16 protein-coding genes are annotated in these 16,452 nt (G+C 56.2%); all 16 read left to right on the top strand.

Features of this window, described 5'->3' with window-relative positions:
- Positions 1–24 precede the first annotated feature (24 nt).
- Positions 25–3,900, top strand: coding sequence for a DNA-directed RNA polymerase subunit beta' (gene rpoC, locus AUMI_RS06290; RefSeq protein WP_096382575.1), 3,876 nt, complete (start codon positions 25–27; stop codon positions 3,898–3,900).
- 87 nt (positions 3,901–3,987) lie between these two features.
- On the top strand, positions 3,988–4,641 hold the full coding sequence (locus AUMI_RS06285; RefSeq protein WP_096382572.1) for a hypothetical protein: 654 nt from the start codon (positions 3,988–3,990) through the stop codon (positions 4,639–4,641).
- Positions 4,642–4,840: 199 nt separating this feature from the next.
- Positions 4,841–5,215 carry a 30S ribosomal protein S12 gene (gene rpsL, locus AUMI_RS06280; RefSeq protein WP_096382570.1) on the top strand — a complete coding sequence of 125 codons (375 nt, stop codon included), beginning with the start codon at positions 4,841–4,843 and terminating at the stop codon, positions 5,213–5,215.
- Entirely contained in the window at positions 5,215–5,685 is a 471-nt protein-coding gene (rpsG, locus tag AUMI_RS06275; RefSeq protein ID WP_096382567.1) for a 30S ribosomal protein S7, read from the top strand. Before rpsL ends, rpsG begins: the two co-directional genes overlap by 1 nt.
- Before the next feature lie 42 nt (positions 5,686–5,727).
- On the top strand, positions 5,728–7,845 hold the full coding sequence (gene fusA / locus AUMI_RS06270; protein WP_096382565.1) for an elongation factor G: 2,118 nt from the start codon (positions 5,728–5,730) through the stop codon (positions 7,843–7,845).
- Positions 7,846–7,928: 83 nt separating this feature from the next.
- On the top strand, positions 7,929–9,122 hold the full coding sequence (tuf, locus tag AUMI_RS06265; RefSeq protein WP_096382562.1) for an elongation factor Tu: 1,194 nt from the start codon (positions 7,929–7,931) through the stop codon (positions 9,120–9,122).
- Between the two features lie 73 nt (positions 9,123–9,195).
- On the top strand, positions 9,196–10,092 hold the full coding sequence (locus AUMI_RS06260; RefSeq protein WP_096382560.1) for a cytochrome b/b6 domain-containing protein: 897 nt from the start codon (positions 9,196–9,198) through the stop codon (positions 10,090–10,092).
- Positions 10,093–10,157: 65 nt separating this feature from the next.
- Positions 10,158–11,825, top strand: coding sequence for a SulP family inorganic anion transporter (locus tag AUMI_RS06255; protein ID WP_096382557.1), 1,668 nt, complete (start codon positions 10,158–10,160; stop codon positions 11,823–11,825).
- 361 nt (positions 11,826–12,186) lie between these two features.
- Positions 12,187–12,495 (top strand): 30S ribosomal protein S10, encoded by a 309-nt coding sequence (gene rpsJ / locus AUMI_RS06250; protein ID WP_030147986.1) that lies wholly within the window; start codon positions 12,187–12,189, stop codon positions 12,493–12,495.
- A gap of 8 nt (positions 12,496–12,503) precedes the next feature.
- Positions 12,504–13,160 (top strand): 50S ribosomal protein L3, encoded by a 657-nt coding sequence (gene rplC, locus AUMI_RS06245; protein ID WP_096382555.1) that lies wholly within the window; start codon positions 12,504–12,506, stop codon positions 13,158–13,160.
- A 3-nt stretch (positions 13,161–13,163) separates the two neighbouring features.
- Positions 13,164–13,811 (top strand): 50S ribosomal protein L4, encoded by a 648-nt coding sequence (rplD, locus tag AUMI_RS06240; protein ID WP_096382552.1) that lies wholly within the window; start codon positions 13,164–13,166, stop codon positions 13,809–13,811.
- Positions 13,811–14,116 (top strand): 50S ribosomal protein L23, encoded by a 306-nt coding sequence (gene rplW / locus AUMI_RS06235; protein ID WP_096382550.1) that lies wholly within the window; start codon positions 13,811–13,813, stop codon positions 14,114–14,116. The genes rplD and rplW overlap by 1 nt, the downstream gene beginning before the upstream one ends.
- A 25-nt stretch (positions 14,117–14,141) precedes the next feature.
- A complete protein-coding gene (gene rplB, locus AUMI_RS06230) occupies positions 14,142–14,978 on the top strand; it encodes a 50S ribosomal protein L2 (protein ID WP_096382548.1) in 837 nt (278 codons plus the stop codon).
- A gap of 15 nt (positions 14,979–14,993) precedes the next feature.
- A complete protein-coding gene (gene rpsS, locus AUMI_RS06225) occupies positions 14,994–15,275 on the top strand; it encodes a 30S ribosomal protein S19 (RefSeq protein ID WP_096382546.1) in 282 nt (93 codons plus the stop codon).
- Positions 15,276–15,300: 25 nt separating this feature from the next.
- Positions 15,301–15,696 carry a 50S ribosomal protein L22 gene (gene rplV, locus AUMI_RS06220; protein ID WP_096382543.1) on the top strand — a complete coding sequence of 132 codons (396 nt, stop codon included), beginning with the start codon at positions 15,301–15,303 and terminating at the stop codon, positions 15,694–15,696.
- Positions 15,696–16,451 (top strand): 30S ribosomal protein S3, encoded by a 756-nt coding sequence (rpsC, locus tag AUMI_RS06215; RefSeq protein WP_096382541.1) that lies wholly within the window; start codon positions 15,696–15,698, stop codon positions 16,449–16,451. Before rplV ends, rpsC begins: the two co-directional genes overlap by 1 nt.
- Position 16,452: the final 1 nt, after the last annotated feature.

Below are 16,452 nucleotides of genomic sequence, written 5' to 3'. Positions count from 1 at the left end.
TAAGAATCTAAGGAAAGAGTTAAATTGCTCGACGCAACCGCTTTTGACAAGCTTCGTATCGGTCTGGCCACTGCTGACGACATTCGTCGTTGGTCGTTTGGTGAGGTCAAGAAGCCCGAAACAATCAACTACCGTACCCTCAAGCCTGAGAAGGACGGCCTCTTTGGTGAGCAGATCTTCGGACCTTCTCGCGACTGGGAATGCTCCTGTGGCAAGTACAAGCGTGTCCGCTTCAAGGGCATCGTCTGTGAGCGCTGTGGCGTAGAGGTCACCAAGTCATCCGTGCGCCGTGAGCGCATGGGTCACATTGAGTTGGCCGCTCCCGTTACTCACATCTGGTACTTCAAGGGTGTTCCTAGCCGTCTGGGTTACCTCCTGGACATGGCACCGAAGGACCTTGAAAAGGTCATCTACTTCGCTGCCTACATGGTTATCGACATCGATGAAGAGGGCCGTCACGCTGACATGCCTGGTCTGGAGAACGAGCTTCGTCTCGAGCTGAAGACCCTCGGCGACCAGCGCGATGCTCGCATCGCTGACCGCATGCAGCGTCTGGAAAACGACCTCGCAGCTCTCGAAGCAGAAGGTGCAAAGTCAGACCAGAAGCGTCGTGCGAAGGACGTAGCTGAGAAGGAAATGTCTCAGATTCGTAAGTCCATCGACGACGAAATCGCTCGCCTCGAGCGCGTCTGGGAAGACTTCCGCAACCTCAAGGTTGGCGACCTCAAGCCTGAAGACGCTGTCTTCAACGAGCTGGTAGACCGTTACGGCTTGTACTTCGACGCCTTCATGGGTGCTGAAGCAATCAAGCGCCGCCTGGAAACCTTCGACCTGGAAGCAGAAGCGGAAGCTCTGCGTCTGGAAATCACCGAAGGTAAGGGTGCAAAGAAGATCCGTGCGATCAAGCGCCTCAAGGTTGTTTCTTCCTTCATCAACACCGGAACCAGCCCTGCGGCTATGGTTCTCGATGTTGTTCCCGTTATCCCACCAGAGCTTCGCCCCATGGTTCAGCTCGACGGTGGACGCTTTGCGACTTCTGACCTCAACGACCTCTACCGTCGTGTGATCAACCGCAACAACCGTCTGCGTCGTCTGCTTGACCTGGGTGCTCCAGAGATCATCGTGAACAACGAAAAGCGCATGCTGCAGGAAGCTGTTGACGCGCTGTTCGACAACGGTCGTCGTGGACGTCCCGTTACCGGAACCGGTAACCGTGCGCTCAAGTCACTCTCTGACATGCTCAAGGGTAAGCAGGGTCGTTTCCGTCAAAACCTGCTCGGTAAGCGCGTGGACTACTCCGGTCGTTCCGTGATTATCGTTGGTCCTCAGCTCAAGCTGCACCAGTGTGGTCTGCCTAAGCAGATGGCACTCGAGCTGTTCAAGCCATTCGTTATCAAGCGTCTGATTGACCTGAGCCACGCTCAGAACATCAAGAGCGCCAAGCGCATGGTTGAGCGAAGCCGTCCCCAGGTGTGGGATGTTCTCGAAGAGATCATCCGCGAGCGGCCAGTTCTGCTGAACCGCGCACCAACCCTGCACCGTCTCGGTATTCAGGCATTCGAACCTCAGCTCATTGAAGGTAAGGCTATTCAGCTTCACCCTCTCGTGTGTGCTGCGTTCAACGCTGACTTCGACGGTGACCAGATGGCTGTTCACCTTCCTCTGTCGGTTGAGGCTCAGGCCGAAGCTCGCATCTTGATGCTTGCTTCGAACAACATCCTCAAGCCTTCAGACGGTCGCCCCGTGACCCTGCCTACTCAGGACATGATCATTGGTCTGCACCACCTCACCACTGTGAAGGAAGGTGCAACCGGTGAAGGTCGCGCATTCAGCTCGATTGCTGAGGCAATCCTCGCTCACGACCAGCACACGCTGGACCTCAACGCGATGGCACGCATTCGTCTGAATGATGTTGTCTTTGCTGAGGGTGAAGCACCTGAGGGTTACACCGGTGGTCCCGTATTGGTCAACACCACTTTGGGTCAGGCACTGTTCAACGAGGCTCTGCCCGCTGACTACCCCTACGTCCAGAAGGTTGCTGACAAGGGAACCATCTCTGCAATCGTCAACGACCTCGCTGAGCGTTACCCCAAGACTGTGGTTGCTGCGACCCTTGACAACATCAAGGACGCTGGTTTCCACTGGGCTACTCGCTCCGGTGTGACCGTTGCACTCTCCGACGTTCTGACTCCTCCAAACAAGCGCGAAATCGTTGCTGGTTACGAGAAGTTGGCTGCGAAGGTTCAGTCTGAGTTCGAGAAGGGCATGATCACTGACAACGAACGTCGTCAGGAACTGATCAAGATCTGGACCGACGCTACCGCTGAAGTTGCTGAAGCTATGCAGAAGAACTTCCCTGCGAACAACACCATTAACCGCATGGTCACCTCTGGTGCTCGTGGTAACTGGCTGCAGGTTCGTAACATCGCGGGTATGCGTGGTCTGGTGAACAACCCGAAGGGTGAAATTATCCCTCGTCCGATCATCAACTCGTACCGTGAAGGTCTCTCCGTTGTGGAGTACTTCATCGCTACCCACGGTGCTCGTAAGGGTCTGGCTGACACCGCTCTGCGTACCGCAGACTCCGGTTACCTCACTCGTCGTCTCGTCGACGTCTCGCAGGATGTCATCATCCGCGAAGAGGACTGTGGCACCACTAAGGGCCTCGACCTGCCAATCGCTGCTGCTAACGCAGCCGGTGAGCTGGTTCGTGACGCCAACGTGGAGAACTCCATCTACGCTCGTAGCCTCGCTGCAGACGCAGTGGACGCTCAGGGTAACGTCATCGCCAAGGCTGGCGACGACGCAGGTGACGTTCTGATCGACACTCTCATCGCTGCTGGCATCAACGAGGTCAAGGTCCGTTCGGTCCTCACCTGTGAGTCTGCAACCGGTGTATGTGCTGCCTGCTACGGCCGTTCACTTGCTACCGGCAAGCTGGTAGACATCGGTGAAGCCGTCGGTATTATCGCTGCTCAGTCCATTGGTGAACCTGGAACCCAGCTCACCATGCGTACCTTCCACACTGGTGGTACCGCTGGTGCAGACGACATTACCCAGGGTCTGCCTCGTGTTCAGGAGCTCTTTGAAGCACGTACCCCTAAGGGTGCATCGCCTATCGCTGAGACTGCTGGTCGCATCACCATCGAAGAGACCGACAAGAGCCGTAAGGTCATCCTCACACCAGACAACGGTGATGAGCCTGTGATCTACCCCGTGCTCAAGCGTTCGACTCTCCTCGTTTCCGATGGAGACCACGTTGAACTCGGACAGCAGCTCCAGGTTGGAACCGTTGACCCCAAGGAAGTTCTGCGCGTACAGGGCGTTCGCGCCGTACAGCAGCACCTTGTTGGTGGCGTGCAGGGCGTATACCGCTCGCAGGGTGTACCTATCCACGACAAGCACATTGAGGTCATCGTTCGTCAGATGCTCCGCAAGGTAACTGTTGTTGAGCACGGTGACACCGAACTGCTCCCCGGTGAGCTCGTTGACCGCTCGCGTTACACCGAGCTCAACCGTGCTGCGCTGCAGGAAGGCAAGAAGACTGCTTCGGCTCGTCAGGAAGTCCTCGGTATTACCAAGGCCTCGCTGGCAACCGAGTCATGGCTGTCGGCTGCCTCCTTCCAGGAGACCACCCGTGTTCTCACCCAGGCTGCGATGGACGGCAAGTCCGATCCTCTCGTCGGCCTCAAGGAGAACGTCATCATCGGTAAGCTCATCCCCGCCGGAACCGGTCTTGCGAAGTACCGCAATATCGCCGTCGAGGCAACCGAGGAAGCTAAGGCAGAACGCTACCCCAACCGCATCTTCGCGGCTGAGGGTGACTTCTCTGACGCTGACCTGAGCTTTGTCGACTTCGAGTCTTTCTCGTCGGATGACTTCTCTGGTAACTACAACTAAGTAGGAAACACACTCAGTACTGAGTTTGTGACTTACCGAAAGCCCCGCCACGAGGCGGGGCTTTCGTCGTTGTACGCTGGGCGCATCATGAGTGATGTTGCACAGGAACACCCCGAGTTTTTCAAGCCAACTCCCGAAGAGGAGGCCGCTCGCGGTGCTGGTTTTGCTTCGGTGGCAGCTGGCACGAGTGAAGATTCTCCCGCAGTAGACACCAAGCCCAGCAACCGCACCACGGCAGCGCTCGTGGCACTGCTCGGGGGTGCGATCTTTGCTGTTCTCTACGCTTTAGCTGCATGGGGTTATTCGGCAGTTGCCTGGCTGTATGGTTCATCATCCGAAGGCACGGAGGCTGCTGCGTTCATTCAAGAACGCAGTGTGAGCTTCCTGCTGACCCCGGTGTATTGGTTGACCGTCTTTGCCTTCACGCTCTACTTTGTCCTGCTGGCCATCCTGGTAAACACTGGCCACTGGCGCTCTTTTGTGCTGTGGGGCTTGCTGGTTGCGGTGTTGACCTATGCCACCGCAATTGGGGCGGGACTGCTCACTGTTCGCGCGTGGACCCTGACCTACAGTGAAGCTATTGAGTTTATGTGGCGCGGAATCGCCTTCAACCCGTTGGTTTTGGTTGCCGTAGTGCTCTCTCGAGAAATTCCTATCTGGCTCGGTGGCTGGATTGCTTTGAAGGCACGCAAGTATCGTGACGCGGATCAGGCCAGCGCTACCGAGGAAATTGCCGTTTGACCCGGTGCCATCTGCTGGGATAAGCTCTTCAATTGGTGCGTTTTGCGCGCCAGAAACACCTTAAGGGTCAACCCACTATTCCGGTGGCGAACCCCCACGGCATATCTGTCATCAATGACTCCACACTCGTGGCGTCGCGGCAGATGTTTAGCTAAATCGTTTAGCGGCTGTCACCGTGCAGTTTTAATAAGGAGAAATAGTGCCAACTATTAACCAGTTGGTTCGTAAGGGACGTACGCCTAAGGTCACCAAGACCAAGGCTCCAGCCCTGAAGTCGAACCCACAGCAGCGTGGCGTATGCACCCGTGTGTACACCACCACCCCTAAGAAGCCAAACTCGGCTCTTCGTAAGGTTGCTCGTGTCAAGCTCAGCAACGGAACCGAAGTAACCGCCTACATTCCCGGTGAAGGTCACAACCTCCAGGAGCACTCGATGGTGCTCGTTCGTGGTGGTCGTGTAAAGGACCTCCCCGGTGTTCGTTACAAGATCGTTCGTGGTGCACTCGACACCCAGGCCGTGAAGAACCGTAAGCAGGCTCGTAGCCGCTACGGAGCGAAGATGGAGAAGAAGTAATGCCTCGTAAAGGTCCCGCTCCTAAGCGTCCCGTTGTCGCCGATCCCGTATACGGCGCCCCCATTGTTACCCAGCTCGTCAACAAGATTCTTCTTGATGGCAAGAAGGGTCTCGCAGAGCGCATCGTTTACGGTGCACTCGAAGGTGTAACCGCTAAGACCGGTGCAGATGCAGTCGTCACTCTCAAGAAGGCACTCGACAACGTGCGCCCCACCCTTGAGGTTCGCTCTCGCCGCGTTGGTGGTTCGACCTACCAGGTCCCCGTTGAGGTTAAGCCTCACCGTGCAAACACCCTCGCACTGCGTTGGTTGACCAGCTACGCCAAGGCTCGCCGCGAAAAGACCATGACCGAGCGTCTCATGAACGAGATTCTCGATGCATCAAACGGTCTGGGCGCAGCAGTCAAGCGTCGCGAAGACACCCACAAGATGGCCGAGTCGAACAAGGCCTTCGCTCACTACCGCTGGTAGACCGAGCCAGTCCCTGTTCACCCCTAATTTCGGAGGAATCCTGTGGCACAAGACGTGCTTACTGACCTAAACAAGGTCCGCAACATTGGCATCATGGCTCACATCGATGCTGGAAAGACCACCACCACTGAGCGAATCCTGTTCTACACCGGTGTTAACCACAAGATCGGTGAAACTCACGATGGTGCGTCAACCATGGACTGGATGGCCCAGGAGCAGGAGCGTGGTATCACGATTACTTCTGCTGCGACCACCTGTTTCTGGAACAAGAACCAGATCAACATCATTGACACCCCCGGTCACGTTGACTTCACCGTGGAGGTGGAGCGTTCGCTCCGCGTTCTCGACGGTGCTGTTGCAGTGTTCGATGGTAAGGAAGGTGTTGAGCCTCAGTCTGAGACCGTATGGCGCCAGGCTGACAAGTACGACGTTCCTCGTATCTGCTTCGTCAACAAGATGGACAAGCTGGGTGCTGACTTCTACTTCACCGTAGACACCATCATCAAGCGTCTGGGCGCTAAGCCACTTGTTATCCAGCTTCCTATCGGTTTCGAGAACACCTTCGAAGGTGTTGTTGACCTGGTAGAGATGCGTGCACTCACCTGGCGTGGAGACGCTAAGGGTGACGTGGAAATGGGTGCCAAGTACGACATCGAAGAGATCCCTGCTGATCTCGTTGACAAGGCAAACGAATACCGCGCCAAGCTCATCGAAGCTGTTGCTGAAGGTGACGACGAACTGCTCGAGCGTTACCTCAACGGTGACGACCAGTTCACTGTTGCTGAGATCAAGAAGGCCATCCGCAAGATGGTTATCGCTTCTGAGATCTACCCCGTTCTATGTGGCTCTGCCTTCAAGAACCGTGGTGTTCAGCCCATGCTCGACGCTGTTGTGGACTACCTCCCCAGCCCGCTCGACGTCCCTGCAACTCAGGGTCACGACGTGCGCGATGAGGAAAAGATCCTCGAGCGTAAGCCAGATGCAAAGGAGCCTTTCTCGGCTCTGGCCTTCAAGGTTGCTGTTCACCCCTTCTTCGGTCGTCTGACCTACACCCGCGTTTACTCGGGTGCAGCTGACTCCGGTGCTCAGGTGCTCAACGCAACCAAGGACAAGAAGGAACGTATCGGCAAGATCTTCCAGATGCACGCCAACAAGGAAAACCCTGTTGAGTCGATGTCTGCTGGTCACATCTACGCTGTGATCGGTCTGAAGGACACCACCACTGGTGACACTCTCTGCGATCCTGCAAACCCCATTGTTCTTGAATCAATGAGCTTCCCCGAGCCTGTTATCTCGGTTGCTATTGAGCCCAAGACCAAGGCTGACCAGGAGAAGCTGGGTACTGCTATCCAGAAGCTAGCTGAAGAAGACCCCACCTTCCGTGTTGAGCAGGACCAGGAAACTGGTCAGACTGTGATCTCCGGTATGGGTGAGCTTCACCTCGACATCCTCGTTGACCGTATGCGTCGCGAGTTCAACGTTGAGGCAAACGTGGGTAAGCCACAGGTTGCCTACCGCGAGACCATCCGTCGCAAGGTAGACAAGCACGACTACACCCACAAGAAGCAGACCGGTGGTTCTGGTCAGTTTGCTAAAGTTCAGATCTCTCTCGAGCCTCTTACCGTTGAGGGCGACAAGATCTACGAATTCGATAACCAGGTCACTGGTGGACGTGTTCCTCGTGAATACATTCCATCTGTGGACGCTGGTTTCCAGGCCGCTATGGCAGTCGGTGTTCTCGCCGGCTACCCCATGGTCGGCGTCAAGGGCATCCTCGTTGATGGTGCCTACCACGACGTTGACTCATCGGAAATGGCCTTCAAGCTTGCAGGCTCTATGGCCTTCAAGGAGGCGGCCCGAAAGGCTGACCCCGTACTTCTCGAGCCATTGATGGCTGTTGAAGTTCGTACTCCTGAGGAGTACATGGGTGACGTTATCGGTGACCTCAACTCTCGCCGTGGACAGATTCAGTCCATGGAAGATGCAACAGGCGTCAAGGTCGTTAGCGCCCTTGTCCCACTGTCGGAAATGTTCGGATACGTCGGTGATCTGCGGTCGAAGACCTCAGGTCGTGCGGTGTACTCGATGACCTTCGACAGCTACGCCGAGGTCCCGAAGGCTGTCGCCGACGAGATCGTCCAGAAAAACAAGGGCGAGTAATTTCGCTCCTTGTGAGTTCAGTAAAATAAATCAAACCCTGTAGTTTCCAACCGGAAGCTACTCGAATGTCCTAGGAGGACCCCGTGGCTAAGGCCAAATTCGAGCGCAACAAGCCTCACGTAAACATCGGAACCATTGGTCACGTTGACCACGGTAAGACCACTCTTACCGCAGCTATCTCCAAGGTTCTCGCTGACACCTACCCATCCGCAACCAACGTTCAGCGCGACTTCGCGTCGATCGACTCCGCTCCTGAAGAGCGTCAGCGCGGTATTACCATCAACATCTCGCACGTTGAGTACGAGACCCCAAAGCGTCACTACGCACACGTTGACGCTCCTGGTCACGCCGACTACATCAAGAACATGATCACCGGTGCTGCTCAGATGGATGGCGCAATCCTCGTTGTTGCTGCTACCGACGGTCCTATGGCTCAGACTCGCGAGCACGTTCTGCTCGCAAAGCAGGTTGGTGTTCCTTACCTCCTCGTAGCTCTGAACAAGTCCGACATGGTTGACGACGAAGAAATCCTGGAGCTCGTAGAGCTCGAGGTTCGTGAACTCCTCTCCAGCCAGGGCTTCGACGGCGACAACGCTCCTGTTGTTCGCGTATCTGGTCTTAAGGCTCTCGAGGGTGACCCCAAGTGGACTCAGTCCATCCTGGACCTCATGGAAGCAGTAGACACCTCTGTTCCAGACCCAGTACGTGACAAGGACAAGCCATTCCTCATGCCTGTTGAGGACGTCTTCACAATCACCGGTCGTGGAACCGTTGTAACCGGTCGCGCCGAGCGCGGTACCCTCCAGATCAACTCTGAAGTTGAAATCGTTGGTATCCGCCCAACTCAGAAGACCACTGTTACTGGTATCGAAATGTTCCACAAGCAGCTCGACGAAGCATGGGCTGGCGAGAACTGTGGTCTTCTTCTTCGCGGTACCAAGCGCGAAGAGGTTGAGCGTGGCCAGGTTGTTGTAAAGCCTGGTTCGGTTACTCCTCACACCAACTTCGAAGGAACTGCTTACATCCTTTCCAAGGATGAGGGTGGGCGTCACAACCCATTCTTCGGTAACTACCGTCCACAGTTCTACTTCCGTACCACCGACGTAACCGGTGTAATCACCCTGCCAGCTGGCAAGGAAATGGTTATGCCTGGTGACACCACTGACATGACCGTTGAGCTGATTCAGCCCATCGCTATGGAAGAGGGCCTCGGCTTCGCTATCCGTGAGGGTGGTCGTACCGTAGGTGCTGGTACCGTAACCAAGATCATCAAGTAATTTCGATTACTGATCGGAAAGCCCCGGCCTCACGGCCGGGGCTTTCTTCGTTAACTTCGATAGATTTGAGGGTGTGAGTGTGCAACGCAAACAGCTAGTCGGCTACAGTGCCATTGCTCTGGTTGTACTTGCTGCCCTCATCTTGATCGCGCAGTGGCTGCGCACACTTCCTGAGGTGGAACGTTTTATCACCACCTATCCGGGAACGACACCACTTCCGGAGAATGCCCCGGTGGGGATTCCTGCCTGGTTGGCCTGGCAACACTTTCTGAATTTCTTTTTTCTCTTGTTTGTCATTCGCACGGGCTGGATTATTCGCTCCAAGAAACGCCCACCTGCGTTTTGGACCCCCACAAAATTTCGCCTGAATAAGAACGCACCAGCTCAGCGCATTGGGTTGTATCACTGGTTCCACATCCAGATGGATTTCTTGTGGGTCCTCAACGGTGTGATCTTCATCGTGTTGCTCTTTGTCACCGGGCAGTGGATGCGTATCGTTCCCACTTCGTGGGATGTCTTCCCAAACGCTCTCTCAGCAGGGCTGCAATATGCGTCTCTAGATTGGCCCAGCGATAACGCGTGGGTGAATTACAACAGCCTGCAAGTGTTGGCCTATTTCCTCACTGTCTTTATTGCCGCACCGATTGCAATTAAGACCGGCCTGCGGCTGTCGCCGCTGTGGCCGAAAGAGGGCTGGATGCACCGCGTGTTCCCTGAGAAGCTCGCTAGGTCTTTGCACGTGATCGTGTTGTTCTACTTCTTTGTCTTTATCGTCGTGCACGTCACCCTCGTCTTCACCACAGGTGCTTTGCGTAATCTCAACATCATGTTTGCCGGCAATGATGGAACTTCTTGGCTGGGCGCAGGTATGTTCGCGCTGTCGGTTGTGGCCATGGTCATTGGCTGGCTGCTGATGCGCCCCAGCATTCTCAAACCCATTGCCGCATTTTCTGGAAAAGTCCAAGGCTAGGCCCTTCCCCCTCAGCGGAAGAGGGTGTGCGGTGAAAACGCAACAACAGGAATAGTCTTTCTGGCATGTGGGCGACATTGATGTCTCTACTGCCGAACCGCGCAGACTATGCCGCCTTGCCTCGTACCTGGAAATCAGATCTGCTTGCCGGACTCACCGTCGGTATCGTCGCCCTGCCGTTAGCTCTCGCTTTCGGAGTGAGCTCAGGTGTGGGGGCCGAAGCTGGTCTCATTACGGCAGTTGTCGCAGGGTTTATTGCCGCCGTCTTTGGCGGCTCCAATGTTCAAGTCTCGGGTCCTACCGGAGCCATGGTGGTGGTGCTGGCTCCCATTGTGGCCAATCACGGGGTTGCCTCGGTCGTTATTGTCGGCTTGCTGGCTGGGGTGTTTGTTCTTGTGATGGGAATCTTCCGGCTCGGCCGGGCCATCAGTTTTATTCCATGGCCGGTCATTGAAGGCTTCACCCTGGGAATTGCGGTCATTATTTTCTTGCAGCAAATTCCTGCAGCGGTGGGCTCTCCTGAATTCGCGGAATCACCAAGTGCACTGATTTCTGCGTGGAATGCCATCGCGGCTACTAACCTCAATCTCGCGCTGTGGTCGTTAGGTGTGGTCTTGTTGGTTGCCCTCATGATGGTTGCGATTCCCCAAGTGCTGCCTCTAGTTCCCGGTTCCATCGTGGCGATAGTGGTGGTCACCCTCCTGGCCGAACTCACCGGCTCACCGCTGCAACGCATTGGTGAACTCCCCAGTTCCCTGCCGCTTCCGGCCCTGCCGGACTTCGCAGGCATCTCGGTGGGGGAGTTGATTGTTCCTGCGCTCGCCGTGGCAGCTCTAGCGGCAATAGAGTCTTTGCTCTCTGCACGCGTAGCTGCCTCGATGGCGAATACCGGACTCTTTAATCCCAACCGGGAACTCATCGGTCAAGGCTTAGCCTCGGTCGGGTCAGCGCTCTTTGGTGGCATGCCTGCCACCGGAGCGATTGCTCGCACCGCCGTGAATGTTCGTTCAGGTGCGCAGACACGCATGGCAGCCATCGTGCACTCGGTGGTGTTGTTAGCCGTGGTCTACATCGCGACCGGTCCCGTTTCCAGGATTCCGCTTGCGGCGCTTGCCGGGGTGCTCATGGTCACCGCGGTGCGGATGGTTCCCAGCCGTGCCGCGTGGAGGATTCTGCGCAGCACCAAACATGATGCGCTCATTTTTGTCATCACCGCGGTGATCACCGTCACCCTAGATCTGGTGGAAGCAGTGGTGGTGGGCATCCTGGTGACGGTGCTGTTTTCAGTTCGCGCTCTGTTCATGCGCGGAAAAGTGCACCGCGTGGCTTTGCCGGGATCGGCACAGCCCTCAGATGAGCGCATCGCTTTGTTTCGGATTGAGGGAGCCCTCTTCTTTGGGGTTGCCGAGAAGATTCATGAGGAAGTCACTTCTCTTCCTGACGTGACCGTGGTGATTATTCAGCTCTCGGGCGTGCAGTTCCTTGATGCCACCGGTGCACAGATATTGGCAGAGATCGTTACTCAACTCGAACGTGACGGTAAAACAGCGATTATCAAGGGAATTCCACAGCAACACCGTGAGCTGATTACTCGCGTGGGTGTGCTGGGAGAGCTGCGCCACCCCAACCATCTCTTTGATAATTTAGAGCTTGCTATCGCCCACGCTCGTTCGCATATAACACGCGAAGATGCTGCTGCGGCGGAAGGTCGTCCACGGCCCTTCTTTAGTTGAGGCAACTGTGGCGTCTTTAGTGGGCAAACTGCTCGACACGCCCGGGTTGCACTCCGGTTATAAAGTGTGGCAGACTCTTCAAGTTCGACATTTTCTGCCTTTGTGCAGAAATCACTACCCTGGCAGTGCATAACGGCGGAGAGATTCCGATCACGTTAGGCCGCAGGTAGAGAACATCGCCAAAGCTCTCAGCTGAGCCTGGGGTAACCCAGACTTTGCCGTGTTCGCGCGGGAGAGAGCCCAAGCACATTGACATGTAAACAGTGGTGCGACACCTAAAAGTAGAGTGCCAGCGTTTTAACGCGATGCGTCCAATGCGGTCCCGAGGCTGTACGACGCACTGAATGAAAGAGAGAGTCACATGGCGGGACAAAAGATCCGCATTCGACTTAAGTCATATGACCACGAGGTCATTGACTCCTCGGCGCGCAAGATTGTTGACACAGTAACCCGTGCGGGTGCAACTGTTGTCGGCCCTGTGCCCCTTCCTACCGAGAAGAACGTAGTTTGTGTAATCCGTTCTCCTCACAAGTACAAGGACAGCCGCGAGCACTTTGAGATGCGCACCCACAAGCGTTTGATCGACATCGTCGACCCCACGCCCAAGGCTGTTGACTCGCTCATGCGCCTTGACCTTCCTGCTGACGTCAACATTGAGATCAAGCTCTAGGGGACGACATGGCAAACGCAACTAAGACTGTTAAAGGTCTGCTGGGCAAGAAGCTTGGCATGACCCAGGTATGGGACGAGAACAACAAGCTTGTTCCTGTCACCGTTATCGAAATCACCCCTAACGTGGTTACTCAGCTGCGCACCACTGAGAAGGACGGCTACGAAGCTGTTCAGATCGCCGGTGGCGCTATTGACCCACGCAAGGTTAACAAGCCTGCAACCGGTCACTTTGAGAAGGCTGGAGTTACTCCTCGCCGTCACGTGACTGAAGTTCGCACCCCCGACGCATCCTCCTACTCCGTAGGTCAGGAACTCACCGTTGACTCCACCTTCGAAGCCGGCCAGAAGGTCGACGTCGTCGGAACCAGCAAGGGTAAGGGTTTCGCCGGTGTTATGAAGCGTCACAACTTCAAGGGTGTATCTGCATCTCACGGTGCACACCGTAACCACCGTAAGCCCGGTTCTATCGGTGCTTCTTCGACCCCCAGCCGTGTTTTCAAGGGCATGCGCATGGCCGGTCGTATGGGTGGAGAGCGCGTCACCGTGCTCAACCTCAAGGTTCACGCAGTAGACGCAGAGAAGGGTCTCTTGCTCGTCAAGGGAGCTGTTCCTGGTGCACGTGGCCGCCTCGTATTCGTTCGCAACGCAGTGAAGGGGGCGTAGTCCATGGCTACCGTTACCACTCTCGACGTCGTTGACCTCAAGGGCAAGAAGGCAGGCTCTGTTGAGCTTCCTGCCGAGCTGTTCGATGTCACTGTCAACGTCCCACTGATCCACCAGGTTGTCGTCGCTCAGCTTGCTGCCGCCCGTCAGGGTACGCACAAGGTCAAGGGCCGTGGCGAAGTTTCTGGTGCAGGTCGCAAGCCTTTCAAGCAGAAGGGAACCGGTCGCGCTCGTCAGGGTTCAATCCGTGCTCCTCACATGACCGGTGGTGGCATCGTGCACGGACCCGTGCCACGTAGCTACGCACAGCGCACCCCCAAGAAGATGATCGCTGCAGCTCTGCTCGGTGCTCTCTCTGACCGCGCTCGCGGTGGACGTATTCACGCTGTGACCGCATTCGGTGAGAAGGCTCCTTCCACCAAGGTCGCTGCTGAGTTCTTGAACACCATCGCTTCGAGCAAGAACGTACTCATCGTTCTTGACCGCAACGATGACCTGTCGCTCAAGAGCGTTCGCAACCTGCCTAACGTTCACGTTCTGAACTCAGACCAGCTGAACGCTTACGACGTGCTCGTCTCTGACGACATCGTGTTCACTCAGGAAGCAATTACTTCCTTCGTGAACAGCAAGAAGAAGGAAGAGGCCAAGTAATGACTAACGCAGCTTGGAACAAAGACCCACGCGATGTTGTCATCGCTCCGGTTGTCTCCGAAAAGAGCTACGGTCTGATCGACGAAGGTAAGTACACCTTCCTGGTTGACCCTCGCTCCAACAAGACCGAGATCAAGCTCGCTATCGAGAAGATCTTCTCGGTTGAGGTTGCTTCGATCAACACCCTGAACCGTCAGGGTAAGACCCGCCGTACCAAGTTTGGAATGGGTAAGCGCAAGGACACCAAGCGCGCCATTGTCACTCTGAAGTCCGGTTCCATCGACATCTTTACGGCCGTTGGCTAAGCGGAACGGATAAAGAGGATTAATCATGGCTATTCGTAAGTACAAGCCCACAACCCCGGGCCGTCGTGGCTCGAGCGTTGCGGACTTCGCTGAAATTACCCGTTCGACTCCTGAAAAGTCGTTGCTTCGCCCCCTGTCCAAGACCGGTGGCCGTAACAACCAGGGTCGCATCACTACCCGTCACATCGGTGGTGGCCACAAGCGCCAGTACCGCGTTATCGACTTCCGTCGTAACGACAAGGACGGCGTATTGGCCAAGGTCGCTCACATTGAGTACGACCCCAACCGCACCGCACGTATTGCACTGCTCCACTTCGTTGACGGCACCAAGCGCTACATCTTGGCTCCCAACAAGCTGAGCCAGGGTGACTTCGTTGAGTCCGGCCCCAGCGCCGACATCAAGCCAGGTAACAACCTGCCTTTGAAGAACATCCCTACCGGTACCGTTATCCACGCGATCGAGCTCAAGCCCGGTGGCGGCGCAAAGATGGCGCGTTCGGCTGGTGCATCTGTTCGTCTCGTTGCTAAGGATGGCCCCTACGCGCAGCTTCGTCTGCCTTCGGGAGAAATCCGCAACGTTGATGCTCGTTGCCGCGCCACCATTGGTGAAGTTGGTAACGCAGAGCAGTCCAACATCAACTGGGGTAAAGCAGGACGTATGCGTTGGAAGGGCGTTCGCCCAACCGTTCGTGGTGTTGCTATGAACCCAGTCGACCACCCACACGGTGGTGGTGAGGGTAAGACCTCCGGTGGTCGTCACCCTGTCAGCCCCTGGGGTCAGAAGGAAGGCCGCACACGCCGTCCTAACCAGGAAAGCGACAAGCTCATCGTCCGTCGTCGTACCGTCGGCAAGAAGCGCTAGTAGGAGTTTAAGAAGATGCCACGCAGTCTTAAGAAGGGCCCCTTCGTTGACGAGCACCTGCTTCGCAAGGTTGTTCGCCAGAACGAGGCCAACACAAAGAACGTAATCAAGACCTGGTCGCGTCGATCGATGATCATCCCCGCGATGCTCGGTCACACGATTGCAGTTCACGACGGTCGCAAGCACATTCCTGTGTTCGTTACCGAAACCATGGTCGGCCACAAGCTTGGTGAATTTGCACCAACTCGTACCTTCCGTGGCCACGTGAAGGATGACAAGAAGGGCCGTCGCCGTTAATCGCGGTGACGAGAAGGAGTAGAAAATGGTGGAGTCAGTCGCACGCGTGCGTCACATCCGCGTTACCCCGATGAAGGCCCGACGCGTTGTTAACCTCATCCGTGGAAAGCAGGCTCACGAAGCTCTCGCGATTCTGAGGTTCGCACCTCAGACCGCTTCCGAGCCCGTATACAAGCTTGTTGCTTCGGCAATCGCTAACGCTCGCGTCAAGGCAGATGCGTCTAACGCATTCCTCGACGAGCAGGACCTCTTCGTTTCAGCAGCTTTTGTTGACGAGGGTGCAACCCTGAAGCGTTTCCGTCCCCGTGCACAGGGTCGCGCATTCAAGATCTTGAAGCGCACCAGCCACATCACTGTCGTACTTGCTACCCCCGACGAGCTCGAGGTTGCTGGCAAGGCTGCGAAGAAGGAGGCCAAGTAATGGGCCAAAAAGTAAACCCCTACGGCTTCCGTCTGGGAATCACCACTGACCACGTGTCACGTTGGTTCTCCGACAGCACGAAGAAGGGTCAGCGTTACGCCGACTTCGTGACTGAGGATGTCAAGATCCGTCACATGCTCAGCGAGACCCTCGACCGTGCAGGTGTTGCACGTATCGAGATCGAGCGCACCCGTGACCGCGTACGCGTCGACATTCACACTGCCCGTCCCGGCATTGTGATCGGTCGCCGTGGCGCCGAGGCAGAGCGCATTCGCGCTGACCTCGAAAAGCTCACTGGTAAGCAGATCCAGCTCAACATTCTCGAGGTGAAGAACCCTGAGGCTGAAGCTCAGCTGGTAGCTCAGGGTATTGCTGAGCAGCTTGCAGGTCGTGTGGCTTTCCGTCGCGCAATGCGTAAGGGCCTTCAGGGCGCTCAGCGCGCTGGCGCCAAGGGTATTCGTATCCAGGTGTCCGGTCGTCTGGGTGGCGCTGAAATGAGCCGCTCCGAGTTCTACCGTGAAGGCCGTGTGCCACTGCACACCCTCCGCGCGAACATCGACTACGGCTTCTACGAGGCCAAGACCACCTTCGGCCGCATTGGTGTGAAGGTATGGATTTACAAGGGCGACATCACCAACAAGGAGCTTGCTCGCGAGCAGGCAAACCAGAAGAGTGTCCGTCCCGAGCGTAGCGACCGTCCACGCCGTGCCCCTAAGGCAGAGGCTGCAGCGGTTCCAGCAGGAGTTGAGGCATAAC

Source organism: Aurantimicrobium minutum (assembly GCF_002355535.1).
GTDB classification, from domain to species: Bacteria; Actinomycetota; Actinomycetes; order Actinomycetales; family Microbacteriaceae; genus Aurantimicrobium; species Aurantimicrobium minutum.
This window is presented reverse-complemented; position numbering and strand designations above follow the sequence as displayed.